At 73.5% G+C, this 22,709-nt stretch carries 25 protein-coding genes; 3 read left to right on the top strand and 22 right to left on the bottom strand.

Annotated elements, in window-relative coordinates; all coding sequences use genetic code 11:
* Positions 1–4: 4 nt before the first annotated feature.
* The 10 genes from QM782_RS09220 to QM782_RS09175 form a co-directional block, all read right to left on the bottom strand.
* Positions 5–646, bottom strand: a complete 642-nt coding sequence (locus QM782_RS09220) for an ABC-type transport auxiliary lipoprotein family protein (protein WP_415202617.1) — start codon at positions 644–646, stop codon at positions 5–7.
* Complete coding sequence (locus QM782_RS09215) at positions 643–1,641, bottom strand: MlaD family protein (RefSeq protein ID WP_415202616.1); 999 nt, start codon at positions 1,639–1,641, stop codon at positions 643–645. Before QM782_RS09215 ends, QM782_RS09220 begins: the two co-directional genes overlap by 4 nt.
* Positions 1,641–2,465: an ABC transporter ATP-binding protein gene (locus tag QM782_RS09210; RefSeq protein WP_415202615.1), complete on the bottom strand. Its 825-nt coding sequence runs from the start codon at positions 2,463–2,465 to the stop codon at positions 1,641–1,643. Before QM782_RS09210 ends, QM782_RS09215 begins: the two co-directional genes overlap by 1 nt.
* 2 nt (positions 2,466–2,467) lie before the next feature.
* Positions 2,468–3,598, bottom strand: coding sequence for an MlaE family ABC transporter permease (locus QM782_RS09205; RefSeq protein ID WP_415202614.1), 1,131 nt, complete (start codon positions 3,596–3,598; stop codon positions 2,468–2,470).
* Positions 3,599–3,724: 126 nt separating this feature from the next.
* Positions 3,725–4,738 carry a hypothetical protein gene (locus QM782_RS09200; RefSeq protein WP_415202613.1) on the bottom strand — a complete coding sequence of 338 codons (1,014 nt, stop codon included), beginning with the start codon at positions 4,736–4,738 and terminating at the stop codon, positions 3,725–3,727.
* A 135-nt stretch (positions 4,739–4,873) separates the two neighbouring features.
* Positions 4,874–5,740 (bottom strand): hypothetical protein, encoded by an 867-nt coding sequence (locus tag QM782_RS09195; protein ID WP_415202612.1) that lies wholly within the window; start codon positions 5,738–5,740, stop codon positions 4,874–4,876.
* A gap of 121 nt (positions 5,741–5,861) precedes the next feature.
* Entirely contained in the window at positions 5,862–6,536 is a 675-nt protein-coding gene (locus QM782_RS09190; RefSeq protein WP_415202611.1) for a DUF799 domain-containing protein, read from the bottom strand.
* The gene (locus QM782_RS09185; RefSeq protein ID WP_415205618.1) at positions 6,533–6,919 is read right to left on the bottom strand and encodes a DUF4810 domain-containing protein; all 387 of its coding nucleotides are present in this window, start codon (positions 6,917–6,919) and stop codon (positions 6,533–6,535) included. The genes QM782_RS09190 and QM782_RS09185 overlap by 4 nt, the downstream gene beginning before the upstream one ends.
* Positions 6,920–6,921: 2 nt before the next feature.
* Positions 6,922–7,590: a CsgG/HfaB family protein gene (locus tag QM782_RS09180; RefSeq protein ID WP_415202610.1), complete on the bottom strand. Its 669-nt coding sequence runs from the start codon at positions 7,588–7,590 to the stop codon at positions 6,922–6,924.
* A 65-nt stretch (positions 7,591–7,655) separates the two neighbouring features.
* Positions 7,656–8,549, bottom strand: coding sequence for an alpha/beta fold hydrolase (locus QM782_RS09175; RefSeq protein WP_415202609.1), 894 nt, complete (start codon positions 8,547–8,549; stop codon positions 7,656–7,658).
* Between the two features lie 57 nt (positions 8,550–8,606).
* On the opposite strand from QM782_RS09175, the gene QM782_RS09170 reads away from it, so the two are divergent.
* Both QM782_RS09170 and QM782_RS09165 read left to right on the top strand, forming a co-directional pair.
* A complete protein-coding gene (locus QM782_RS09170) occupies positions 8,607–9,188 on the top strand; it encodes an IMPACT family protein (protein WP_415202608.1) in 582 nt (193 codons plus the stop codon).
* Positions 9,189–9,258: 70 nt separating this feature from the next.
* Positions 9,259–9,882: a Crp/Fnr family transcriptional regulator gene (locus QM782_RS09165; protein ID WP_415202607.1), complete on the top strand. Its 624-nt coding sequence runs from the start codon at positions 9,259–9,261 to the stop codon at positions 9,880–9,882.
* Here the strand turns inward: QM782_RS09165 and QM782_RS09160 are convergent.
* The 4 genes from QM782_RS09160 to QM782_RS09145 all read right to left on the bottom strand — a co-directional run bounded on the left by QM782_RS09160 (position 9,879) and on the right by QM782_RS09145 (position 13,895).
* Positions 9,879–10,079 carry a hypothetical protein gene (locus tag QM782_RS09160; RefSeq protein ID WP_415202606.1) on the bottom strand — a complete coding sequence of 67 codons (201 nt, stop codon included), beginning with the start codon at positions 10,077–10,079 and terminating at the stop codon, positions 9,879–9,881. The genes QM782_RS09165 and QM782_RS09160 overlap by 4 nt on opposite strands.
* Positions 10,079–11,221 (bottom strand): PepSY-associated TM helix domain-containing protein, encoded by a 1,143-nt coding sequence (locus QM782_RS09155; protein ID WP_415202605.1) that lies wholly within the window; start codon positions 11,219–11,221, stop codon positions 10,079–10,081. The genes QM782_RS09160 and QM782_RS09155 overlap by 1 nt, the downstream gene beginning before the upstream one ends.
* Before the next feature lie 40 nt (positions 11,222–11,261).
* Positions 11,262–13,316: a TonB-dependent siderophore receptor gene (locus QM782_RS09150; protein WP_415202604.1), complete on the bottom strand. Its 2,055-nt coding sequence runs from the start codon at positions 13,314–13,316 to the stop codon at positions 11,262–11,264.
* 159 nt (positions 13,317–13,475) lie between these two features.
* On the bottom strand, positions 13,476–13,895 hold the full coding sequence (locus QM782_RS09145; protein ID WP_415202603.1) for a universal stress protein: 420 nt from the start codon (positions 13,893–13,895) through the stop codon (positions 13,476–13,478).
* Between the two features lie 116 nt (positions 13,896–14,011).
* Here QM782_RS09145 and QM782_RS09140 point away from each other — a divergent pair, with 116 nt between their 5' ends.
* On the top strand, positions 14,012–14,587 hold the full coding sequence (locus QM782_RS09140; protein ID WP_415202602.1) for a DNA-3-methyladenine glycosylase I: 576 nt from the start codon (positions 14,012–14,014) through the stop codon (positions 14,585–14,587).
* 8 nt (positions 14,588–14,595) lie between these two features.
* On the opposite strand, the gene QM782_RS09135 is transcribed toward QM782_RS09140, so the two are convergent.
* From QM782_RS09135 to QM782_RS09100, 8 genes are all read right to left on the bottom strand, one after another.
* A complete protein-coding gene (locus QM782_RS09135; RefSeq protein WP_415202601.1) occupies positions 14,596–15,222 on the bottom strand; it encodes an HAD family hydrolase in 627 nt (208 codons plus the stop codon).
* A 60-nt stretch (positions 15,223–15,282) separates the two neighbouring features.
* Positions 15,283–16,254 carry a tripartite tricarboxylate transporter substrate binding protein gene (locus tag QM782_RS09130; RefSeq protein ID WP_415202600.1) on the bottom strand — a complete coding sequence of 324 codons (972 nt, stop codon included), beginning with the start codon at positions 16,252–16,254 and terminating at the stop codon, positions 15,283–15,285.
* A 32-nt stretch (positions 16,255–16,286) separates the two neighbouring features.
* The gene (locus QM782_RS09125; RefSeq protein ID WP_415202599.1) at positions 16,287–17,267 is read right to left on the bottom strand and encodes a Bug family tripartite tricarboxylate transporter substrate binding protein; all 981 of its coding nucleotides are present in this window, start codon (positions 17,265–17,267) and stop codon (positions 16,287–16,289) included.
* Between the two features lie 50 nt (positions 17,268–17,317).
* Entirely contained in the window at positions 17,318–18,112 is a 795-nt protein-coding gene (gene iolB / locus QM782_RS09120) for a 5-deoxy-glucuronate isomerase (protein WP_415202598.1), read from the bottom strand.
* A complete protein-coding gene (locus QM782_RS09115) occupies positions 18,109–20,076 on the bottom strand; it encodes a bifunctional 5-dehydro-2-deoxygluconokinase/5-dehydro-2-deoxyphosphogluconate aldolase (RefSeq protein WP_415202597.1) in 1,968 nt (655 codons plus the stop codon). Before QM782_RS09115 ends, iolB begins: the two co-directional genes overlap by 4 nt.
* A gap of 228 nt (positions 20,077–20,304) precedes the next feature.
* Complete coding sequence (locus tag QM782_RS09110; protein ID WP_415202596.1) at positions 20,305–20,922, bottom strand: hypothetical protein; 618 nt, start codon at positions 20,920–20,922, stop codon at positions 20,305–20,307.
* Positions 20,923–21,317: 395 nt separating this feature from the next.
* Positions 21,318–21,575, bottom strand: a complete 258-nt coding sequence (locus QM782_RS09105) for an aspartate/glutamate racemase family protein (protein WP_415202595.1) — start codon at positions 21,573–21,575, stop codon at positions 21,318–21,320.
* Positions 21,576–21,909: 334 nt separating this feature from the next.
* A complete protein-coding gene (locus QM782_RS09100) occupies positions 21,910–22,701 on the bottom strand; it encodes a transporter substrate-binding domain-containing protein (RefSeq protein ID WP_415202594.1) in 792 nt (263 codons plus the stop codon).
* Positions 22,702–22,709 lie beyond the last annotated feature (8 nt).

Genomic DNA, 22,709 nt, shown 5'->3' with positions numbered 1-22,709 from the left:
GCCCTCACGGCTGCGCCGTCTCCAGCCACTGCGCCAGGTCCGCCGCCGCCGCGTCCGTGGCCTCGGCCAGCGCGCGCACGCCGCCGGCGGCGTCGGGCGTGGGCGCGGGGCGCTGCACGATGAGCTGGCGCTGCGCCAGCACCCGTTCGCCGGCCGGCAGGTTGTCGACCAGCGTGGCGCGCAGGCGCAGCAGGCCGAAGCTTTCCACCGGCGAGCCGAACAGCTGGCTGAACTCCTCCAGCTCCAGGCGCAGCACCGTCGGCTGCCGGCCGCCTTCGCGCAGCATCGCCGCGCCCTCGCCGGCGCCGACGATGGTGCGGTGCTGGCCCAGTTGCTCGCGCACGCGCTGGCGCACCAGCTGGGCCGGCGGCATGCTCCAGCGCGCCAGCGCGTAGGGGCGCAGCTGCCGGTCGTCGGCATAGCCCAGCCGGTACAGCACGGCGGTGCCGGCCTCCAGCGGGCCGCTGGCCTCGACCTCGGCCAGCGCCAGCGGCGGCAGCGGCGCGCTGCGGCCGGCCGGCGCGGCGGCGGTGGGGACGGGACCGGGGCCGAAGTCGTACTGGGCCGGGCGCTGCGGCCGGTCGGGCAGGGCCGAGCAGCCGGCCAGCACCAGCAGGGACAGAAGGACGGGCGTGGCACGGCTCATCGCGTGGCTCCTGGTGCGGCGAAGCCCGGCTCGCCGGGCCCCGGGGAAATGCTGCCGCTGCCGAAGATCAGCGACTGCGGGTTGTCGTTGATGGCGTTGACGGTGCGGCCGAGCTGGCGCACCGCGCGCGCGGTGTCGTCGCTGGCGCGGTTGACGCGCGGCAGCGTGGCGGCGCCGAAGGTCTCGGCCGCGCGCGACAGCGCGGCCGAGCCTTCGGCCAGGCGGTCCAGCGGGCCGTCCTGCGCGTTCAGCCGCAGGGCCAGCGCATCGACGTCGCCGGACAGCCGCGCCACCTGCTCGGCCGCCTGGCGCACGGCCTGCAGGCTGCGCTGGGCCTCCTGCGTCATCTGCGGCATGCCGGCCAGCGCCGGGTCGACGCTGCGGCGCAGCGTGGACTCGATCTGCGCCGCCAGCTGCTCGATGCCGCGCGCGGCCTTGCCGATGCTGGCCGTGGCCTCGCCGGTGTTGGCCAGCACGGTGCCGAAGTTCTTCACGTTCTGCTCGCCCAGCACGGCGTTGAAGTTGTCCAGCAGCAGCTGCACCTTGGCCATCAGCTCGGGCGCCTGGTCGGTCAGCTCGCCCAGGCGCGAGTTCTTCAGCGCCAGCCGGGGCACGCGGCTGGCGCCCGGGGGCAGCTGCTGCGGCGGGCCGCCCAGGTCGTCCAGCTGCACGAAGGCCAGGCCGGTGATGCCCTGGTAGCTCAGCGTGGCGAAGGTGCTGGGCGTCAGCGGCGTGGTCTCGTCCACGGCGATGCGGATCACGATGTTGCCGGTCACGTCCGGGTCGAAGCCGATGTGGGTGACCTTGCCGACCGCCACGCCCTTGAAGCGCACCGGCGCCTGCGGCTGCAGGCCGGTCACCGCTTCGCTGGTGGACAGCTCGAAGGTGCGGGTGCTGCCGCTCTCGCGGCCGAGCCAGACGGCCAGCGCGATCAGCAGTGCGGCGACCACCAGCACGAAGATGCCGGCGGCCATGGCGTGGGCCTTGTTTTCCATCAAGCCTCCTGGGCGGGGTCGGGTTCGGGGGCGGGCGCGATGCGCTCGATCGGCGCCATGGCGCGGCGGCCGCGCTCGCCCTGGAAGAAGTCGCGCACGAACGGATGGTCGAAGGCCGCGACCTCGCGCGGCGGCCCTTCGACCAGCACGCGCTTCTCGGCCAGCACCAGCACGCGGCTGGACAGCGCGAACAGCGTGTCCAGGTCGTGCGTGACCATCACGACGGTGAGCCGCAGCTCGCGGTGCAGCGAGCGCAGCAGCTCGACGAACTCGTCCGAGCCGTGCGGGTCCAGCCCGGCCGTGGGTTCGTCCAGCAGCAGCAGCGGCGGGTCCATGGCCAGCGCGCGCGCCAGCGCGACACGCTTGATCATGCCGCCGGACAGGTCGGCCGGCATCTTGCCGGCGTGCTGCGGGCCCAGGCCGACCATCTGCAGCTTGACCAGCGCCGTGTCGTAGACCAGCTCGTCCGGCAGCCGGCGCAGCTCGCGCAGCGGGAAGGCGATGTTGTCCAGCACGCTGAAGGCCGAGAACAGCGCGCCCTGCTGGAACAGCATGCCCACGCGGCTGGCCGCGCCGCGCCGGCCGAGCTGCGCGGCCGGCTCGCCCAGCACCGTGACCTCGCCGCGGTAGGGCCGCTCCAGCCCCAGCATCTGGCGCAGCAGCACGGTCTTACCGGTGCCCGAACCGCCGACCAGCGACACGACTTCGCCGGCGCGGATCGACAGCGCCAGGTCCTGGTGGATCACGACCTGCCGCGGCGGCTGGCCGAAGGCGGTCCACAGGCCCTGGATGGAGACGACCTCGGGTGCCTGCGCCGCCGCCATGTTCAGATGCCCACGCTGCGGAAGGCGACGGCGAACAGCGCGTCGATCAGGATCACCGCGGTGATCGCCGTGACCACGGAGGCCGTCGTGCCCTGCCCCAGGCTCTCGGTGTTGGGCTTCACGCGCAGGCCGTAGTGGCAGCCGATCAGCGCGATCACGACGCCGAACACGACCGACTTGCCGACCGCCAGGCCGAGGTTGGCGACGCTGACGGCGGCCGGCAGCGCGTTGGCGAAATACGCCGGCGTGATGCCCAGCGCCAGGTCGGCCGCCAGCATGCCGCCGGCCAGGCCGGCCAGCGTGGTCCAGGTGGCGATCAGCGGCATCGCGATGGACAGCGCGATCGCGCGCGGCAGCACCAGCCGGAAGCCGTGCGCGATGCCCATCACGCGCATCGCGTCCAGCTCCTCGGTCACGCGCATCACGCCGATCTGCGCGGTGATCGCCGAGCCGGAGCGCCCGGCCACCAGGATCGCGGCCAGCATCGGCCCCAGCTCGCGCACCAGCGACACGCCGAGGATGTTGACGATGAAGGCCTCGGCGCCGAACTGGCGCAGCTGCAGCGAGGTCAGGTAGGCCAGCACCACGCCGATCAGCGCGCCGACCAGGAAGGTGATCGGCAGCGCCAGCGCGCCCATCTGGTACAGGTGGCCGGAGATGTCGCGCCACGGGCCGGCCGCCGGCCGGCGCAGCAGGCGCAGGCCGTCCAGCACGAGCTGGCCGACCAGCCGCACGCCGTTCTTGAACTGGCCCAGGCTGTCCAGCACGTGGGCGCCCAGCGCGTCCACGGCCTGCGCGAAGCCGCGCTCGGGCCGCGTCTCGCGCGCGGTGGTGAAGGCGGCCACGCGCTCGAGCATGCTGCGCTGCTGCGGCAGCAGGGCCAGTTGGTCGGGCCAGCGGCGGCCCCAGCGGTTCCACAGCAGCTGCGCGCCGAGGTGGTCCAGCCGGTCGATCTGCTGCAGGTCCCAGCCGACCGCCGGCGGCAGCGCGGCGAGCTGGCGGTCGGCGCGGCGCAGCCGGTCGCCGGTGGCCAGGGCCGCCGCCGTCCAGCGGCCCCGCAGCACGGCCGTGCCGCCATCGGCCAGGACCTCGGGCGCCTGCGGCGCGGGCGTGGACGGCGGCGGATCTTGCATGCAGGCGGGTGGACGCGAACGGTGGACGAGGCGGGAGCGAGCGACGATCCTACCAAGCCAGGCGGCGCGGGGTGCGTCGGCCGGGGCCGCGCCCGGCACGACGGCGCGGCCGCGCCGGGCGGCGGGTCAGTCGAACAGCGCGGTGCAGTCGCCCTGCTGCACCTTCTGCACCAGCGCCTCGCGCAGCGGCTGCGCGGCCGCGTAGGTCTCGCCGTCGACCTGTTCGCGCCAGTAGTCCTCCTCGCGCGCATAGTCGCAGCGGCCCTGCAGCACGCAGGCACTGCCGACGTAGCTGGAGTGCGCGTCGCAGCCCTGGGGGTCCAGGTCGCAGTACGCCAGGTGCATCGCCAGGTTGCGCTCCGGCGCCGCCCCGGCGTGCAGCGGATGCGTGGGGCGGTCCGCCGCCCCGCGCAGCGCCAGGCCGATCCAGCGCACCGCGCGCGGCTCCTCGCCCTGGCGGCGCACCACGTCGCAAGCCAGGTCCGCCAGCATCCGCGTGCCGAGCGCGTCGTCCGGCGCGGTATTGCTGGCCAGCGCGTCGCGCAGGCGCTCCAGCGCGCTGCCGGCCTCGCGCGCGCGCTGCATCAGCGCCTCGGCCTGCTGCGCGGCCTGCGGCTGCCCGATGAAGCCGGCGCAGCGCGCGGCCGCGGCGCGCGCGTGGCGGGCACGCCGCTCGCGCTCGTCGGGCGCCAGGTCCTCGGGCAAGACCATGTCCAGCCAGGACTGCAGGCCCTCGGTGCCGTCGCCGACATAGCTGGCGCAGGCCCGCCAGGCCGCGATGCCCTCGGCGACCACGGCCGGATCGGTGCTGGCCAGGGCCAGCTGGAACAGCGAGTAGAGGTTGCGGTTGTCGAACGCCGGGCCGCCGTGGTCGGCCGCCGCGGCGTCGGGCTGCGGCGCCTGCGGCGGCGGCACGTCCGGCGGCTCGGCCTCGACGGGCGCCGGCTGCGACTGCAGCGCGCCCGCGGCCAGCACCACGCGGGGCGCCGGGGCCGATGCGGTCCACCAGGTGCTGGCGGCGACCACGCCGGCCAGCACGACCGCGACCGCCGCGGCCGCGCCGGCGAGGCGGCCCGCCGCCCGCCAGTCGGCGCGCGGCGCGCGGCGCTCCAATACCAGGGTTCTCGATCCAGAAGACATCGCGGGGATGATCGCCCATCCGGCGCCGGCGCCGCCCGGCACGGCCGACCGCTGCGCGGCCGGTACGCACCGTTCAGCGGCTGGCCGCCTGTTGCGCAGCGGCGCTCCGCGCCACGCGCCAGCCGCGGGGCGGCGTCATGGCCTGCGGCCGGCCTCGGTGGTCCCGTAGCCGATCGCCTTGATGACGATGCCACTGCCCGGCAGCGCCAGGTTGGCGGCGTCGGCGCCCAGATCGATCAGGCGCTCGCGCGTGAAGCGCTGGGTGATCTTCTCGTCGAACCAGTGGCCCGACTCCACGACCTCGCCGGTCAGGCCATCGACCTCGATCACGCCGGTCTTGTCGGCCGGTCCCCAGCGGTATTCGAAAGCGAACACCGGCCGCGCGTAGAGGTGGCGGCGCTCGAACTCGAAGTCGTTGCGCATGACCTCGTGCGCCGTGACGACTTCGCTCGACAGCCGCGCCATGGCCAGATCGGTCGCCGCCTGCAACGGCAGCGCGGGCTTGAGCAGGGCTGGGTTCTCGTACTCCTCGTGCTCCGTGAACTTGTAGCGCTTGACATAGCCCGCCAGCACGCTGGGCGCGACGCCGCGCTGCATGCCATCCAGGTACTCGTCGTAGCTGATCTTGCGGTGGCATTGCTCGACCGCCACGAACTCGATCCTGGCTTTGTCCTTCTGGCGCGCGACATCGAACCGGAGACCCTCGATCTGCAGTTGCTGCGCATAGGCGTTGTGCACAGGCACTTGGTAGGTCGCCTGGCTGCAGTAGTCGATCGAGCGCGTCGCGGTGATATGCCAGAACGGCTCGTAGCGCAATTCTTCCTTGGTCAGTTGGACGGTATCGGGCGTGGGCCGACGCCGCAGGTTGATCTTGGCCAGCAGGCCGAAGGCGCTGAGCTTCTTCTTCTCGGCCTGCTCCTGCGCAGCCCTGAACGGGTAGACCTCGTCGAACACGAAGATCCGGGTCGAGCCGGGAACGCAGGACATCGAAGGAGCGGTCATGGTGCAGCGGGCAAGTAGGTCCGGCGAAAGTATGCATGCATCTTCCGCGTTCGCCAGCCCCCCTGGCACCGCTCCCTGCGTCCCGCCCGCCGGGCCCGGACGGCCCCGCCCGCCGCCTGTCTCAGCGCTGGCCGGGGACCTGGCCGGCCTGCGGCGAGCGCGGGCCGGGCAGGATGCCGTCCGCGCGCGGCGCGCCCAGCAGGCGCTGGCTGGCGATGCCGGCGTAGCCGTAGGCGGCGTCGGTGCTGGTGTCGACGATCTGGCGGATCAGCGCCGTGACCAGCGCGCCCACCAGCCCGCCACCCTGCGACTGCTGCTGCTCGGCCGAGGAGGCGCTGGCCTTGCCTGCCCAGAGCTGGCGGCCGTCGCGCAGGTCGACGATGCGCCCCTCCACCGTCACCCGCGTGTCGCTGGCCAGCAGCTGGTAGCTGGTGCCGTACTCGGTGACCTTCAGGTAGACCGCCGCGTCGGCGCCGAAGAATTCGCGCAGCTTCGTGAACGGGATGCCCTGGGCCTCGTAGCCGCCGTGCACGCCGTTCTGCCGGAAGGTCTCGTCCACCAGCGCGGCCGGCAGCACGTAGTAGCCGGCCTCGGCCAGCGGCAGCGTCGCCTGCGCCCACACCGCGGCCGCGGCGCCGACCTCGGGCGAATCGTTCAGCGGCGGCAGCACCAGCAGCGAGGCCGGCCGGGCCTGCAGGAAGGCGCTGTAGTCGTACGGCGCGCGCTGGTGGACCGCGCAGCCGGACAGCAGCGCCAGGCCCGCGGTGGCCGCCAGGGCCGCGAGGCGGGCCCTCATGCCGGCCCGCCTGCCGGCGCCGCGGGCCGGCCGTCCAGCCGCTCCAGCAGCCGGTCCATGTACGGCGCCGACTCGGGAAACGCGGCCTTCTCGGCCAGCCAGCTCGCGCGCGCCTGCCCGGCCGCGCCGACCGACAGCTGCAGCATGCCCAGGTGCGCACGGAAGCCCGGCGGCAGCGCCGCGCCGGCCGCGCGCGCCTTCTCGGCCTGCACCTGCATGGCCTGGATCTGCGCGTTCGGGTCGGCGCCCGCGTGCTGCAGCACCTCGTACTGCCGGCGCGGGAAGTCCTCCCACTGGTACAGCGGCCGGGCCGGCGCCGCGCAGCCGGCCAGCAGCAGCACGCCGGCCAGCGCCGCCGCGCCACGCACGCCGCCGCCGCGCATGGTCACTGCGCGCCCCAGCGGCCGGCGTCGCGGCCGGCCACCAAGCCGCCCACGGCCTCGCGCATGGCCAGGTCCAGCACCTTGCCGTTCAGCGTCGCGTCATAGCCCGCCGTGCCACCGAAGCCCAGCACTTCGCGGTTGGACAGCGCGTACTCGCCGGCGCCGCTGGTCGAGTAGACGACCTCGGAGGTCAGCGCATTCACCACGTTCAGCGTGACCTTGGCGTAGGCCACCTGCTCCTTGCCGCGGCCCAGGATGCCGAACAGCTGGCGGTCGCCCACGTCCTTGCGGCCGAATTCGGCGATGTCGCCGGTGATCACGTAGGAGGCGCCGCGCAGCTGCTGCGCCTGGCCGGCCAGCTTGGCCTCCTGGGCGGCCTCGGCCATGTTGTCGCGGTCCAGCACCGAGAAGCGCTGCGACTGCTGCAGGTGCGCGATCAGCGTGGTCCGGGCCTGGCCGCCGAGCCGGTCCACGCCGTCGGAGAACACGCCGCGCATGAAGCTGGAGCGGTTGTCGAACTTGCCGACCGCGACCGGCAGGCGCGGGCCGCTGTAGGGCGTGGCGGCGGACGCCACCTGCGCCGCCTGCACGGTGCGGGAACTCTCGGTCGCGCAGCCGGCCAGGCCGAGCACGGCCACCGCGGCCGCGCAGGCCGCCAAACGTCGTTGCATGGAATACCTCCGGTCGAACAAGCGGCCGCATTGTAGGAATGCCGCGCCCCGGCGCGCCGGCCGGCTCAGGGCTGGGCCAGGAACGGCAGCGCCTCGGCCAGCAGCGCCTCGGGCGCCTCCTCGGCGATGTAGTGGCCGCAGGGCAGCGGGCCGCCGCGCACGTCGTCGGCCACCTCGCGCCACAGCGCCAGCGGCTCGAAGCAGCGGTGCACCACGCCCTCGGCGCCCCACAGCGCCAGCAGCGGCGCCGCGAGGCGCCGGCCGGCGGCGCGGTCGTGCACCAGGTCGATGCCAGCGGAGGCGCGGTAATCCTCGCAGATGCCGTGCGCGGTGCCCGGCAGGGCCAGCGTGCGCTGGTACTCGGCCAGCGCGCGCGGGTCGAACGGCGCCAGCCCGGCGCTGCGCCGGCCCATGACCTCGCGCACGTAGGCGGCCGGGTCGGCCTCGATCAGCCGCTCGGGCAGCGGCGCCGGCTGGATCAGGAAGAACCAGTGCCAGTAGGCGCGGGCGAAGGCCTCGCCGGTGCGCGCGTACATCGCCAGCGTGGGCGCGACGTCCAGCAGCACCAGGCGGTGCACGGCCTGCGGATGGTCCATGGCCAGCCGGTGCGCGACGCGCGCGCCGCGGTCGTGCGCCAGCACGTCGAAGCGCGCATGGCCCAGCGCCTGCATCGCGCGCAGCAGGTCGCGCGCCATCGTGCGCTTGCTGTAGTTGGCGTGGTCGGCGTCGCCGGCCGGCTTGGACGAATCGCCGTAGCCGCGCAGGTCGGCCAGCACCAGCGTGAACCGCTCGGCCAGCGCCGGCGCCACCTTGTGCCAGATCGCATGCGTCTGCGGATGGCCGTGCACCAGCAGCAGCGGCCGGCCCTGGCCGCCGCTGCGCACGCGCAGGCACACGCCGGCGTCGGTGGCGATGTCCTGCGTGGTGAAGCCGGGGAAGAGGTCGTCGGGTGTCGTCATGGCGCGGCCTTGGGGGATGCCGTGCGCATCGTAAGCGGGCTGGATAAGCTCGCCCCCATGCCCCAGACCATCGCAAGCGCGGTCGAGCACGAGCTCGTCGTCAAGAAGAGCCGCTTCCTGGCGTGCGTGCAGCCGGTGGCCGGCCGCGCGCAGGCGCTGCAGGTCGTGGCCGCGCTGCGCGCCGGGCATCCCGGCGCGGCCCATGTCTGCTGGGCGCTGCTGGCCGGCGGCGATTCGGCCGCCGTGGACGACGGCGAGCCCGGCGGCACGGCCGGCCGGCCCATGCTGCACGTGCTGCGCCAGCAGGACCTGGATGGCGTGCTGGCCACCGTGGTGCGCTATTTCGGCGGCATCAAGCTCGGCGCCGGCGGCCTGGTGCGCGCCTACACCGACGCCGTGGCCCAGGCCCTGCTGCGGGCCGACAAGACGGCGCTGGTGCGCTGGTCCGCGCTGGACTGCCAGCTGCCCTATGCGCTGGAAGGCGCGGTGCGCCGCGCGCTGGAGGCGGCCGGCGCACGCGGCCTGCAGGTCGATCACGGCCCGCTGGTGCGCATGCGCTTCGAGGTCGCCGCCGAGGCCGAGGCCGCGCTGCGCGCGCGGCTCGACGATCTCTGCCAGGGACGAATCGGCTGGGCGTGAGCCTCGAAATCGCGCGGTTCTTGCGCTAGCGCAAAGGCCACGGGGCAGGCCCGGTCCACAGTGCACAACCATGTGCACGCCTGCCGACTGCCAATCCGACTCGACGCTCCGCCATGCAGCGGCCGGCGAGTTGCTGGCCGCCCGCTTCGCCGTGCCGACGCAGGCGCTGTACCTGCAGAGCGGGCGGGTGGTGGCCGGCCTGCTGCAGCGCGGCCAGCTGCGCCACCGGCTGGTGGACTTCGAGGCGCCGTGCTGGCTGGACATCGCCTCCGTGCTGCTGAACCAGCCCACGCCCTGGGACTGGGTGGCCGATGCGCCCACCGTGCTGCGGGCCTTCGACGCGGAGGCGCTGCGCCGCTGGCATGCCGGCCTGCCCGAGGCCGCCGGCCGGCTGATGCTGGACCTGGCCTGGGCCCAGCGCCGCCAGGCCGAGGCCGCGCTGGCGTTGCTGGTGCAGGACGCCGAGACGCGCTGCGCCCAGTGGCTGCTGCAGCACGCGCGCCGCGCCGACGACGGCCACGTCGGCATCGAGCTGCAGCAGCGCAAGCGCACCATCGCCGCACAGCTGGGCATGGCGCCGGAGACCTTCTCGCGCGTGCTGCGCCAGCTGCGCGAGCGCGGCCTGCTGGCCCAGAACGGCGGCCGGCTGCTGCTGCCGGACCCGGACGGCCTGCAGCAGATCGCCACCGCCTAGCGCGGCCCCTCCCCGGGCGCCGGGCGCCACCAGTGCCAGGCGGCCACCGCCAGCGGCAGCGCCAGGCCGAGCCAGGACCACCAGTCGCCCCAGCCGTCGGCCACCAGCGCCGTGACCAGGCCGCTGCCGCTGGCCAGGCCGAGCGCGATCGGCCAGCCCCACAGCCGCCAGAACGGGCGCCAGGACGCGGAACGCATCAGGCGCGCACCCGCGCCGCGGCGGGGCCGGCTTGCGGCACGGGCCGCGCCGCCGGCCGGCGCCGCAGCCACAGCACCAGGCCGGTGGCCAGCACGACGATGGTCGCGACGTCCAGCAGCGCCCACAGGATCTGCATCGGCCGCCCGCCGTAGTCGCCGAAGTGCAGCGGCTGCGAGACCAGCAGCGCCTTGAGGTACCAGGGCAGTTCGCGGCTGTCGGTCACCTGGCTGGTGGCGGCGTCGACCAGCACCGGCTTGAGCAGCTTGGCCGTGACGTGCTCGCCGCCGCGCAGGAACACGCCGTAGTGGTGCGGGCTGGAGAAGCTGGTGCCGGGAAAGGCCACGAACGCGACCTTCATGCCCGGCTCGCGGGCCAGCGCGGCGGCCACGGCGCCCTGCAGCGAGCCGGGCGAGGCCAGCGGCGGCTTGTCCTTGTACGGCGCCAGCATCGCGGCGACCTCGGTGGACTGGTAGTACTTGACCAGCAGGTCGGCCCAGGCGTTGATGACGCCGGTGGCGCCGACCACCGTGAACCAGACCAGCGTGACGATGCCGACGAGGTTGTGCAGGTCCAGCCACTTGGCGCGCGCGCTGCGCGTGCGCCGGATCTCGCCGAAGCGCAGCTTGCGCATGAACGGCGCGTACAGCACCGTGCCCGAGACCAGCGAGACCAGCAGCAGCACGCCCATCAGGCCCAGGAACAGCATGCCGGGCAGGCCGGCGAACAGGTCGATGTGCAGCGAGCGCATGACGTACATGAAGCCGCTGTCCAGCGAGGGTTCGCCCAGCGCCTGGCCGGTGCGGGCGTCCACGGCGACCTGCTTGAAGCCCGCGGTCGCGTCGGGGCGCGGGGCCAGCGTGACGTACCAGACGCGGTCGTCGTCCTCCTCCTGCGAAGCGAACATGCCCTGCAGGCCGGGGTGGCGCGCCGTGGCCAGCCGCATGACCGCGTCCAGGTCGGCGCGCGGCGCGTCCGGCGGCATCTCGGCCGCCTCGATCTCGGTGCCGAGCAGGTGGCCGATCTCGTGGTGGAAGATCAGCGGCAGGCCGGTGATGCACAGCAGCAGCATGAACACCGTGCAGACCAGGCTGGACCACTTGTGGGTCCAGGTCCAGGCACGGATGGCGCGGCTGCCGAGCATCGGGCAGGTCAGGAGTCGGCGCGCGGGGACGTCGCCGCCCTCACAGGCGGTACTGCAGCTGCAGGTCCAGCGTCCGGCCGCCGCCGTAGTAGCAGTAGAAGTCGCAGCCGCTGACGTAGGTCTTGTCGGTCAGGTTGCGCGCGTTCAGCTGCAGCGCCCACTGGCGGTTGATGTCGTAGCGCACCATCAGGTCCAGCAGCGTGTACGCCGCCACCTTGCGTCCCGGGTAGTTGGCCTCGTCGACGGTGGAGCCGTTGTAGCGCGCACCGGCGGCCACCGTGACGGCGCTGTCCGCGCCGGGCAAAGCGAAGCGGTGGCTCACCCACAGGCTGGCCTGGTTCCTGGGGATCAGCGGCGTGCGCAGGTTCTGGGTGACGCTCAGGTCCTGGCGCGAGTCGTTGTGGGTGTAGGAGGCCTTGATGGCGGTATCGCGCTGAATCCTGAAGTCGCCTTGCCACTCCACGCCGCGGTTGGTGCGCTTGCCGATCTGGCGCTGGATGTTGGAGGCATCCGCCGCCAGGGCGTTCTTCTCTTCCAGGTCGAAGTAGGCGAGCGTCATGTTGCCGCCATTGAGCCAGGACGGTTCCAGCTTCAACCCGACCTCGGCCTGCCGGCCTTCGTAGGGCCGGTAGGGGTTGTTGTAGCCGTCCACGCCCGTGGTCGGCTTGAACGACTCCGAGTAGCTGGCGTAGGGCGCGATGCCCAGCGCGCTGATGTACATGACGCCCGCGTTGAAGCTGTTGTGGCTGACGTCGTAGCCGCCCTGCACGCGGCTCTTGGCACGGTCGTGCCGGATGCCGGCATTGAAGTTCCAGTGGCTGCCCACCTGCAGCTGCCCGGAGGCGTAGGCGCCCAGCTGGCGCAGGCCTTCCCGGTACGGCGTGCTGCTGACGTTGAACGGCGCGCCGTACACCGGCGCGAACATGTCCAGGTTCGGCACCACGCCGAAGCCGTTGTTGTGGCCGTTGGTGTCGGACTTCAGGTAGTCCACGCCCACCGTGGGGCGCAGGGTCACGTCGCCCCAGCGCAGCTTGCCGTTCACACGGTTGTCCAAGTAGTGGTTCTGCGTGTTGCCGTGGGTGAGGGTGTAGCCGCGCACGGCCTGGCGGTCGTTGTCGGAAGCATAGGCGAACACGTTCTGCTGATCGATGTTCAGGCGCGAGAACTTGTAGTTCTGCGTGAAGGTCCAGTCGTCGGCGAATTCGTGGCGCAGCAGCCAGCCGGCGCTGATCTGCGTGCGCTTGAGGTGGTCGAAGTCCGGCTCGCCCATGTTGGTGCGGCGGTTCACGCGGCCGTAGGGCGTATCGATGAGGGAGCCCCAGGCGGGCAGGAAGCCGTTGGTGGGCTTGCCGTCCTCGCGCTGCACGCTGCCCAGCAGCGTCAGCGCGGTGCGCGGGCTGAACTCGACGGTCGCGCTGGGGGCCAGGTAGTAGCTGGCCATCTCGGTGCCCCGTTGCATGCCGTCCTCCGTGCGCGCCTGCGCCACGAGGCGGTAGTAGACGGAGCCGTCGCTGTTGGCGATCCCGTTGTAGTCCACGCCCAGGCCCCGCTTGCCCCGGTTGCCCACCTCGGCGTCCACAGACAACGCCTGCACCTTGTGCGGGCGCTTGGTCACGAGGTTGACGACGCCGCCGGTGTTCGCCGCGCCGAACACGAGCGAATTGGCGCCCTTGACCACCTCGACGGACTCCACACCGAACAGTTCGGGCTTCCAGACGAAAAAGCCGTTGGGGGTCGTGGGCGTGCCATCCAGCGAGACCGAGGCGTCGAAGCCGCGGATCTTGAACCACTCCACCTTGTTGTCCGCGCCGAAGGGCTCGCTCACGATGCCGGCCTGGTACTGCAGCGCCTGGTCCAGCTTGCGGCTGCCCATGGCCTCGATGGCTTCGCGCTGGATCACCGCGCTGGAATTGGGCGCATAGAAGTCCAGGTTCTGCAATGCATCGACCGAGCCGATGACGGTCACGGTGGACAGCGCCCGCTCGTTGTCGGCCGCTGCGGCCGCCTGGGCCCAGGCGGCTTGCGACAGGCACAGGGCCAGGGGAGTCAGCGCGCAGCCGGCAGCGGCGCGCAGGGCAAAGGATCGGACAGGCATGGCGAGCTCACCCAGGGAAGTGTGGACGGGCTGGCTCGGCGCGGGGCCGCGCAGGCCCCCTGCCTGGCTGGCGGGAAGGGGCGCAAGTTTACGCCCGGCCCCCCAGCAACGGACCGGATTGTTGCGGCCCCGCGACAGGGCCGCCGCAGGCGCGGGAGGTCAGCGCAGCAGCAGCACCGGCACCTTGCACAGGCTCAGCACCTTGGTGGCGACCGAGCCCATGATCAGGTTGCCGAGCGCGCCATGGCCATGGCTGCCCAGCGCCAGCAGGTCGTAGCGGCCCTCCGTGGCGGCACGCGCGATCTCCTCGGCCGGATGGCCGGCCTTGAAGACGAACTCCGCGGAGGCACCCTTCTGCGCGAAGAACTCGCGCACCGGGCCCAGCACCTTCTCGGCCTCTTCCTCGTAGTACTCCTGCACCAGCCGGGCATCCACGTACGAAGCCGCGCGCTTGGGCACCTCCAGCACCACGGTCATCACCGTGTACTCGTTGCCCGGGCGCAGCCACTCGTGCGCCGACAGGTACGCCAGCATGCGCTTGGTGTGCTCGCTGCCGTCGACGGCAATCAGGATCTTCATGTGCGCGCTCCTTTTCCTTCGTTCGTTGGATGGCCAGGTGAAATTTCAGTATCGCGCATCGGCATGGACGGATCTTGATCTCCGTCTACTCCGCGGGGCCAAGCGAGAATGCCCGCATGCCGTCTCCGTCCGCCCTGCCCCGCTGCGCCTGGTGCGGCAGCGATCCGCTGTACCAGCACTACCACGACCACGAATGGGGCGTGCCCGAGCGCGACAGCCGCGCACTGTGGGAGACGCTGATGCTGGAGGGCTTCCAGGCCGGCCTGTCCTGGATCACGGTGCTGAGGAAGCGCGCGGCCTTCCGCGCGGCGTTCGACGGCTTCGACCCGCGCCGCGTCGCCGGCTACGGCGAGGCCAAGGTCGCCGCGCTGCTGGCCGACCCGGGCATCGTCCGCTCGCGCGCCAAGATCGAGGCCACCATCGCCGGCGCCCGCATCTACTGCGCGATGCAGGACGCCGGCGAGGACTTCGCGGACTTCTGCTGGGCCTTCACCGGCGGGCAGGTGCTGCAGGGCGACGGCGTGCACTTCGCCGCGGCCACGCCGCTGTCCGAGCGCATCGCGCGCGAACTCAAGCGCCGCGGCTTCAAGTTCGTCGGCCCGACCATCGTCTACGCCTGGATGCAGGCGATCGGCATGGTCAACGACCACGCCGCGCACTGCTTCCGCTACCGGCCGCTGGGCGGCGGCTGACCGGCGCGTCAGAGCCGCGACGGCAGGTCCGACAGGCGCGCGATGCGCTGCACGGCGGCGGGCAGGTCCGCCGGCTGCTCGCCGAGCGCGAACACGCGCATGCCGGCGGCCAGGCCGGCGGCGATGCCGGAGGCGCTGTCCTCCACCACGGCGCAGTCGGCCGGCGCGAAGCCCAGCTGCGCCGCGGCGTGCAGGAACAGGTCGGGCGCGGGCTTCCAGGCGCCGACCTCGTAGGCGCTGAAGATGCGGCCCTCGCACCAGGGCAGCAGGCCGGTCAGGCCCAGCACCAGCTCGATCTTGTGGCGCGGGCCGTTGGAGGCGACGCAGAACGGCAGCCGCAGCGCGGGCAGCAGCTCGCGCGCGCCGGCGATGGGCTGCAGGTGGGCGCGGAACAGGTCGGCCATGCGCGCGCGCACGCGGGCCTCGAAGTCGGCCGGCAGCGGCGCGCTGGCGTGTTCGGCCACGAACGCGATCTGGCGCGACATCGGCGCGCCGCGCAGGGCGTCCAGCGCCGCGCGCGCCGCGGCCGGCAGGCCGTGCAGCGCGCCCTCGGCCAGCATGGCCTCCAGGAGCCAGGGCTCGCTGTCGACCAGCGTGCCGTCGCAGTCGAAGATCAGGGCGCGTACAGGAGTCATGCGGAACTGGGGGATCGTGCGGGGAAGGGCGGAGGATAGCCCCGCCGCGGCCGCCCCGCGTCAGGCCGGCTTGATGCCCAGGCGCTGGATCAGCGCGCGGAAGGTCGCGTTGTCGCGCGCGATCAGCGCCTTGAACGCGGCCTCGTCCAGGTAGCCCTCGCCCATGTTCTGCTTGGCCATGGTGTCGCGCAGCGCCGGTTCGCGCAGCGTTTTGGCCATGGCCTCGCGCAGCACCGCCAGCACCTCGGGCGGCGTGCCCTTGGGCGCGGCCAGGCCGCGCCAGCCGCCGACCACGAGGTCGATGCCGCGCTCCTTCAGCGTCGGCACCTGCTCCCAGCCGGCCGCGATGCGCTGCTCGGCCATCACGGCCAGCGGGCGGATCTTGCCGGCCTGCACGTAGGTCGCCACTTCCACCGGCGTGACCGCCACGGCCTCGATGTGGCCGCCCAGCAGGTCGAGCACGGCCGGGTTGGCGCCGCGGAACGGCACGTGGTTCAGCTGCACGCCGGCCTTGTCCTCCAGCGCCGCGGCGGCCAGGTGGCCCAGCGAGCCGGGCCCGGCATTGCCCACGCGCAGGTCGCCGGGCGCCTTGCGCGCGGCCGCCAGCAGCGCTTCCAGCGTCGCGTGCGGGGAGTCGGCCCGCACGGCGATGGTGGCCGGGTCGGCGTTCAGCCGCGCGATCGGGTGCACGTCGTCGGCCGTGAAGCGGACCACGCCCAGGTGCGGGATCATGGTGATCTCGACCGTGACGATGGCCAGCTTGTAGCCGTCGGGCCGGGCATTGACCAGCTCGGCCCAGCCCACGCCGCCGCTGGCGCCGGCGCGGTTCACGACGATCAGGCTCTGGCCCAGGTGCGGGCGCGCGGCCTCGGCCAGCGCGCGGGCCAGCACGTCGGTGCCGCCGCCGGCCGCGAAGGGCACGATGAGCTCGATCGGCTTGCCGGGATAAGCGGCCTGGGCCAGGCCGGCCACCGGCAGCGCGCCGAGCGCGGCGACGGCGGCCAGGGCCTGGCGGCGGGTCGGCAGGGGCATCGGGAATCGGTGCATCGCGGTCTGGCTCCGGTTCAGTCCAGGCGGATGTTGGCGGCCTTGATCACGCCGCTCCACAGCTTCTGCTCGCTGGCGACGAAGCTGCCGAGCTGCGCCGGCGTCATCGGCATCGGCTGGATGCCGATCTCCTCGAGCTTGGCGCGGGTCTCGGCATGGGCCAGCGCGGCGCCCAGGTCCTGGTTCAGGCGTTCGACCACCGGCGCCGGCAGGCCGGCCGGGCCGACCAGCACCTGCCAAGCGTAGGCCTCGAAGCCCGGCACGCCGGCCTCGGCCATGGTGGGCACGTCGGGCAGGATCGCCAGCCGCTCGGGCGTGGCGATGGCCAGCACGCGCACCTTGCCGGCGCGGATCATCGACAGGCTGGGCGGCAGGTCCACGAACATGCTGTTGACCTGGCCGGCCATCAGGTCCTGCAGCGCCGGGGCCGAGCCCTTGTAGGCCACGTGCAGGATGTCGGTCTGCGTCTTCTGCTTGAACAGCTCCAGCGCCACGTGCAGCGGCGAGCCGGGGCCCGAGGAGGCGGAGGACACCGCGCCCGGCGCCTTGCGCGCCAGCGCCAGGAACTCCTGCACGTTCTTCGCCGGGAACGACGGGTGCACCGCCAGCACCAGCGGCATCTTGCCGAGGCCGCCGATCCAGCTGAAGTCCTTCTGCGCGTCGTAGGTCAGGCTGGCGTACATCGCCGGGTTGAACGCCAGCGTGCCGGAATCCACGGTGCCCACGGTGTAGCCGTCGGGCGCGGCGCGGGCGATGAAGGTCGCGCCGATGATGCTGGCCGCGCCGGGCTTGTTGTCGGCGACGACGGGCTGGCCCAGCGTCTGGCCCATGCGCACGGCGAGCTGGCGCGCGATCACGTCGGTGGTGCCGCCCGGCGCGTAGGGCACGACCCAGCGGACCGGCTGGTGCGGGTAGGCCGCCTGGGCCTGGGCGGTGGCGGGCACGGCGGCGGCGAACGCCGCGGCGGCCAGCAGTTGCAGGAGGGATCGCTTGTGCATGGTGGTTGTCTCCGGAAAAGAGGTCGAGTTCGGGGCCGGCGCGGCGCCCCTCAGCGCGGCGCCAGCATCCATTCGTGCGCGGGATCGTTGCGGAACGCCCAGTGGCGGTGCGGGCCGGCCATGGTGTTCAGGTAGTACAGCGTGTAGCCGTGCGGCGCCACGCAGGGGTGGTAGCCGCGCGGCACGAGCACGGTGTCGCGGTGCTCGACGGCCATGGTCTGGTCCAGGCTGCGGTCGTCGGTGTAGACGCGCTGGAACGCGAAGCCCTGGGCCGGGTCGAGCTGGTGGTAGTAGGTCTCCTCCAGCACGGTCTCGCCGTCGCCGGCGGTGTCGTGCTTGTGCGGCGGATAGCTGGACGCATGGCCCGGCGGCGTGACGACCTCGACCACCAGCAGCCGCTCGGCCGGCTCGGTCTGCGGCAGGATGTCGCAGACGTAGCGCGTGTTGCTGCCCTGCCCGCGCACGCTGCGCGCCATCTGCTGCGGCGCGATCACGCGCGGCGCGAAGCGGCCCTCGGCCGGGGCGCTGCTGAGCGCGACCTCGGCCGGCCCGGCGGCCTCGATGCGCACGGCCTGGCCCGGCGGCACGTAGACCGCGGCCGGCGCGCGCTCCTCGAACACCGAGGCGCGGTTGCCGACGGCGCCGTAGCGCTGCGCGCCGACCTGCACGTCCACCGCGCCGGCGAGCACGGTGATGCAGTACTCGCAGGCCCCGGTGTCGAACGCTTCCACGTCGCCGGCGGCCAGGCGCAGGGCCTTGAAGCCCACGTAGGTCCAGCCGGCGCTGGCCGGGGTGATGTCGGCGACGATACGGCCCGTCGCCCGGGCCTTGACCAGCAGGTTCATGCGGCCTCCCCGGCCTGCGCCGCCGCGGGGCGGTTGGCGCGCCAGCCGGCGATCAGCCGGCGGAAGTTGGCCGCCACCTGCGCCTTCAGCGCCGCGTCGTCGGCCTGGCCGCGCAGCCAGGCCTCGGCCGGCGCGGTCCAGCAGCTGCGCCCGACCATGAAGCCCTTGACGACCGGCGCCTGCGCGGCGGCCGCGAAGCCTTCGATGAGCCGTTCGATCGGCTGCGACAGGCCCAGGATCACGGCGCCGCGGCACCAGGGGTCGTGCTCGCGCACCAGCGCGTCCAGCGCCTGCCAGTTCGCGGCCGACATCGGCGCGAGCTTCCACCACTCCGGCTTGAAGCCCAGCGCGTAGAGCCGGCGCACGGCGCGCACCACGGCCTCGCCCTGGTCGCCGGGTGCCAGGCGGTCGGCCGGCGGGATGATCTCCAGCAGCAGCTCGTGGCCGCTGGCGCGCGTGGCCTGCCAGACCTGCTGCAGCCATTCCTCCTGCTCGGCGCGCAGCGGCTCGGCGTCGTCCGGGTGGTAGAAGGCCAGGCACTTGACGACCTGCTCGCGCGGCCAGTGCGCCAGCTCCGAGCCCAGCGAGGCCGTGCCGTCGAAGCGCAGCGGGCGCGAGCCGGGCAACTCGACCGGGCGGCCCAGCCACCAGCCGCGGCCGGCGGCAGCATGCAGCGCCGCCTGGCCGATGCGCCCATCGATCAGCACGCCGATGCGGCCGCGGTTGCCGGCGTCCTGCTCGACCTCGGCCACGACCTCGTTCAGCAGCAGCTTGAGGGTGGACAGGCGCGCGGCGTCGGCGCCGGCCGCGCGGGCCATCTCCTCCAGCTGCGCGCGGTGGTCGTAGGCCATCACGCACAGCTCGGGCCAGTGCGGCCGCGGCGCGGACACGCGGTGCAGGTGCGAGAGCACCGGGTCCTGGTCGGGCCGGGGATGGCGGTGGCCGGAGAACCAGTGCGCGAGCTCGGCCTGCGTGGGCATGGCCGGCGCGCAGCCGTGGCGCGAGACGACGATGGCGCCGCAGGCGTTGGCGATCGCGGCCGACTCGGCCAGCGTCCGCCCGCGCAGCAGCCCGGCCAGCAGGCCCGAGGCGAAGGCGTCGCCCGCGCCCAGCACGTTCAGCACCTCCACGCGCTCGCCCAGCACCGTGGGCGCGTCGTCGATGGCGGCCGGCACGGCGCCTTCGATCAGCGAGCAACCCAGCGGGCCGCGCTTGACGACGAACACCGCCTGCGTAGCCTCGCGCGCGCGGCGCAGGCTGGCCATCAGGTCGCCCTCGGCGCCGCCGGCGATCATCCACTCCTCCTCGGTGCCGATGATCAGCTCGAACTGGCCGAGCTGCGCCTGCAGGTGGGCCGACACGCTGTCGCTGCCGACGTAGCGCGTCTCGCCGTCGCCCTTGGCGGCCAGGCCCCACAGCACCGGGCGGTAGTCGATGTCCAGCGCGCGCACCAGGCCGTGGCGGCCGGCGATCTCCAGCGCGCGGCGGCTGGCGGCCAGCACGCCGGGCGTGGACAGGTGCGTGCCGGTGACGACCAGGCAGCGGCAGCGCGCCAGGAAGCCCTCGTCGATCGCCGCGGCGTCGATCGCCATGTCGGCGCAGTTCTCGCGCGCGAACAGCAGCGGAAAGCTGTGCTGGTCGCGCAGGCCCAGCAGCACCATGCCGGTCAGGCGCTCGCGGTCGACCTGCACCTGGCTCACGTCGCAGCCCTCGCGGCGCAGCGTGTCCAGCAGGAAGCGGCCGTTCTGCTCGTCGCCCACGCGCGAGAGCATGGCCGAACGCAGGCCCAGCCGCGCGGTGCCGAAGGCCATGTTGCCGGAGGAGCCGCCCAGGTACTTGCTGAAGCTGTGCGCCTCCTCCAGGCTGCAGCCGACCTGCTGCGCATACAGGTCCACGGCCAGGCGGCCCAGGCAGGCCACGTCGAAATCGCGCGCGTCGGCGGGCGGGAAATGCAAACTCGCCATCAGGCTGTCTCCAGGTAGGGGCGTCGTCGGAACGGCCGCCATGGTAGCGTGTTTGGAATTTTATTTCCACAAAATTGAAATACAGAAACACGCGGGCCCGCGCGCTGCAGGCCGAAGCGGGCCGGCCGTCCCGCCGCAGAACGCGCGTGCGGCGCTGCCGCCTTCCGCCGCGCCCCACCCCTGCACCCCGCACCGTGCCGCCCGCCGCCACCTCCTTCATCCATCGGTTCATCGGCACAGTCCGCCAGGCCCTGAACGCCCGCCTCCCATGGAGCGCAAGCGGGGCGAATGCGTGCTCGGCTTCCCCGGCGACCGGCCACGTACGCGGCGTCCAAGCCGGCGGCGCTGGCCGGCGTGTCCAGCACCACCGTCACGCGCGTCATCCGGCGCCTGGTCGACGCCGGCTACGAGGACGCGCGGCGCCTGGCGCGCGAGGCGCGCAGCAACGGCGCGCCGCTGTTCCTGTCCGCACCCGGCATGCGCGGCGCCGAAGGCTCGGTCGCCGCGCGGATCGTGCAGGCACAGGACCACATCGCCGCCACCGTCAACCACATCCCGGCCGCGCCGATCGACGAGATCGCCGAGGCCCTGGCGGGCGCCGAGGGCGGCTGGTTCCTGAGCTGCCGCAGCAACCGTGACCTGGCGGCCGACCTGCGCTGGCCGCTGGTGCAGCGGCTGCCGCACACCCACCTGGTGCCCGGCCTGGACGAGACGCTGGGCGAGTACGCGGCCGACATCGGACCGAAGACGGGCGGCGCCGGTCGTGTTCGCGCTGCGGCGCAGCGTGCCGATGGCGCTGCGCGGCGCCGCCATGGCAGCGCGGGCCGGCGCCCGGGTGCTGGACATCACCGACCATGTCTCCAAGGCCGCGGTGCCGGCCCGCTGGCCGCCGCGCTGCCACACCCAGGCGCCCGGCCCGCCGGACCGCCACACGGCGGTGATGCCGCTGTGCCACCTGCTGGCCACGCGCGTGATGCACCACGCGGGCAGCCGCGGACGGCACCGCATGGCGGGCATCGAGGCGCAGCGCGACCAACTGGCCGAGCTGCACGGCGGAGGAGTTCGGGGGCAGGCTCCCGGCTGCGGCGCGCCAGACGCCGCCGCGGCCGCCCGGCGCAGGACCCGCCGCAGGCCGCCAGCAGCTGGCGCACCGCGCGCGGCCGGCACCGGCGCGACCACGGGCACCCGCAGCAACGGCAGCACGTGCTGCGCGGCCTGCCCCTGCGGGCCACTACTGCCGACTACCACGCCTGCGCGCCGTCGTCTTCCACGCAGCGCCGCGCTGCGGCGGCCAGCGCCTGCGGCAGCCGCGGGGGATCGGCCGCCATAGCGCGCGGAGCGCCGTCCGTGAGCCGGATGCCGGCATGGGCGCCCGCCAGCCCGAGGCGCGCGGCATGGGCCTGGATCACGTCCGCCAGCCGCGGCGTGACCGTCGCCACGCCGAAGCAACGCCCATGCGCGCCGCCCTCGCGCAGCGCGGCCCCGCAGATGCCGACCACGCACCCGCGCCGCCGCGCGCACCAGCGCGATGCCGGGGTCGCCGAACGCGCCGATGATCACGCCGTCCCAGGGCTGCGCCGCGCCCGCTGCCGAGGTGCGCAGCACCTCGGGCGCGGCCCGGCGCATTTCTTCGGGGTCGGTGGTCATCGGCATCCCGGCATCCCCGCGCGCACCGCATCCGCGGACGGCCCATCCAGCCGGGAGCGCCCGCGCGTCGATCCCGGCCATCATGCGCGGGGTGGCCGGCGAGTGTTCGGCTTGATCAGCAGGATCTGCGGCAGGGCGCGGGCGGGGTGCAAGAGCCGGGCCGCTGCCGCATGCCGCAGGGTGGCGCTACAGCGGCAGTTCGCCGGGCGGGCGGCCCAGCCACTTGCGCGACAGGCGTTCGATCTCGCCGTTCTGCCGGGCCTCCAGGATGATGGCGTTGAGCCGGTCGCGCAGCGCGGTCTCGCCCTTGGCCACGCCGATGAAGTTGGGCGAATCCTTGAGCACCAGCTTGAACTCCACGTTCAGCTGCGGGTTCTGCTGCATGATCATCCCGCCCTCGGCCGCGCTGGTCGCGATCACCTGCACCTGGCCGCTGGTGAAGGCCGACACCGTGCCCACGTGGTCGTCGAAGCGCCGCACCGTCAGGTCCGGCGGCATGACCTTGGCCAGTTCCGTGTCGGCCATGGCGCCGCGCGTGACCGAGGCCGTCTTGCCCGACAGGTCCTGCCAGTTGCGGACCACCATGGACTTGGGCGCGAACACCGCCTGGAAGAACGGCGAGTACGCGTGCGTGAAATCGACCACCTGCTCGCGCTCGGGCGTCTTGCCCAGCGTGGAGATGATCACGTCGACCTTGCGCGTCTGCAGGTAGGGCACGCGGTTGGCGCTGGTCACGGGCACCAGCTCGGCGCGCACGCCGAGCTTGCCGGCGACGTAGGCGGCCATGTCGATGTCCAGCCCCTGCGGCGTCAGGTCCTTGCCGACGAAGCCGTAGGGCGGATAGTCCGTCGGGATCGCGATGCGCACGACCCGGGCGCGCTGGATGCTCTCGAGCGCCTGCTGCGCCTGCGCGGCGGTGGCGGCGGACACGGCGATGGCCAGCGCGCCGAGCGCCAGGCGGCGGTTGCACGAGTTCATGGTGGACT

This window comes from Pseudorhodoferax sp. (assembly GCF_047601025.1).
Lineage (GTDB): Bacteria > Pseudomonadota > Gammaproteobacteria > Burkholderiales > Burkholderiaceae_C > Pseudorhodoferax.
This window is presented reverse-complemented; position numbering and strand designations above follow the sequence as displayed.

Coding starts and splice junctions, on each gene's coding strand:
- QM782_RS09220 (WP_415202617.1), bottom strand. CDS start 646: ATGAGCCGTGCCACGCCCGTCCTTCTGTCCCTGCTGGTGCTGGCCGGC.
- QM782_RS09215 (WP_415202616.1), bottom strand. CDS start 1,641: ATGGAAAACAAGGCCCACGCCATGGCCGCCGGCATCTTCGTGCTGGTG.
- QM782_RS09210 (WP_415202615.1), bottom strand. CDS start 2,465: ATGGCGGCGGCGCAGGCACCCGAGGTCGTCTCCATCCAGGGCCTGTGG.
- QM782_RS09205 (WP_415202614.1), bottom strand. CDS start 3,598: ATGCAAGATCCGCCGCCGTCCACGCCCGCGCCGCAGGCGCCCGAGGTC.
- QM782_RS09200 (WP_415202613.1), bottom strand. CDS start 4,738: ATGTCTTCTGGATCGAGAACCCTGGTATTGGAGCGCCGCGCGCCGCGC.
- QM782_RS09195 (WP_415202612.1), bottom strand. CDS start 5,740: ATGACCGCTCCTTCGATGTCCTGCGTTCCCGGCTCGACCCGGATCTTC.
- QM782_RS09190 (WP_415202611.1), bottom strand. CDS start 6,536: ATGAGGGCCCGCCTCGCGGCCCTGGCGGCCACCGCGGGCCTGGCGCTG.
- QM782_RS09185 (WP_415205618.1), bottom strand. CDS start 6,919: ATGCGCGGCGGCGGCGTGCGTGGCGCGGCGGCGCTGGCCGGCGTGCTG.
- QM782_RS09180 (WP_415202610.1), bottom strand. CDS start 7,590: ATGCAACGACGTTTGGCGGCCTGCGCGGCCGCGGTGGCCGTGCTCGGC.
- QM782_RS09175 (WP_415202609.1), bottom strand. CDS start 8,549: ATGACGACACCCGACGACCTCTTCCCCGGCTTCACCACGCAGGACATC.
- QM782_RS09170 (WP_415202608.1), top strand. CDS start 8,607: ATGCCCCAGACCATCGCAAGCGCGGTCGAGCACGAGCTCGTCGTCAAG.
- QM782_RS09165 (WP_415202607.1), top strand. CDS start 9,259: ATGTGCACGCCTGCCGACTGCCAATCCGACTCGACGCTCCGCCATGCA.
- QM782_RS09160 (WP_415202606.1), bottom strand. CDS start 10,079: ATGCGTTCCGCGTCCTGGCGCCCGTTCTGGCGGCTGTGGGGCTGGCCG.
- QM782_RS09155 (WP_415202605.1), bottom strand. CDS start 11,221: ATGCTCGGCAGCCGCGCCATCCGTGCCTGGACCTGGACCCACAAGTGG.
- QM782_RS09150 (WP_415202604.1), bottom strand. CDS start 13,316: ATGCCTGTCCGATCCTTTGCCCTGCGCGCCGCTGCCGGCTGCGCGCTG.
- QM782_RS09145 (WP_415202603.1), bottom strand. CDS start 13,895: ATGAAGATCCTGATTGCCGTCGACGGCAGCGAGCACACCAAGCGCATG.
- QM782_RS09140 (WP_415202602.1), top strand. CDS start 14,012: ATGCCGTCTCCGTCCGCCCTGCCCCGCTGCGCCTGGTGCGGCAGCGAT.
- QM782_RS09135 (WP_415202601.1), bottom strand. CDS start 15,222: ATGACTCCTGTACGCGCCCTGATCTTCGACTGCGACGGCACGCTGGTC.
- QM782_RS09130 (WP_415202600.1), bottom strand. CDS start 16,254: ATGCCCCTGCCGACCCGCCGCCAGGCCCTGGCCGCCGTCGCCGCGCTC.
- QM782_RS09125 (WP_415202599.1), bottom strand. CDS start 17,267: ATGCACAAGCGATCCCTCCTGCAACTGCTGGCCGCCGCGGCGTTCGCC.
- iolB (WP_415202598.1), bottom strand. CDS start 18,112: ATGAACCTGCTGGTCAAGGCCCGGGCGACGGGCCGTATCGTCGCCGAC.
- QM782_RS09115 (WP_415202597.1), bottom strand. CDS start 20,076: ATGGCGAGTTTGCATTTCCCGCCCGCCGACGCGCGCGATTTCGACGTG.
- QM782_RS09110 (WP_415202596.1), bottom strand. CDS start 20,922: ATGTCCAGCACCCGGGCGCCGGCCCGCGCTGCCATGGCGGCGCCGCGC.
- QM782_RS09100 (WP_415202594.1), bottom strand. CDS start 22,701: ATGAACTCGTGCAACCGCCGCCTGGCGCTCGGCGCGCTGGCCATCGCC.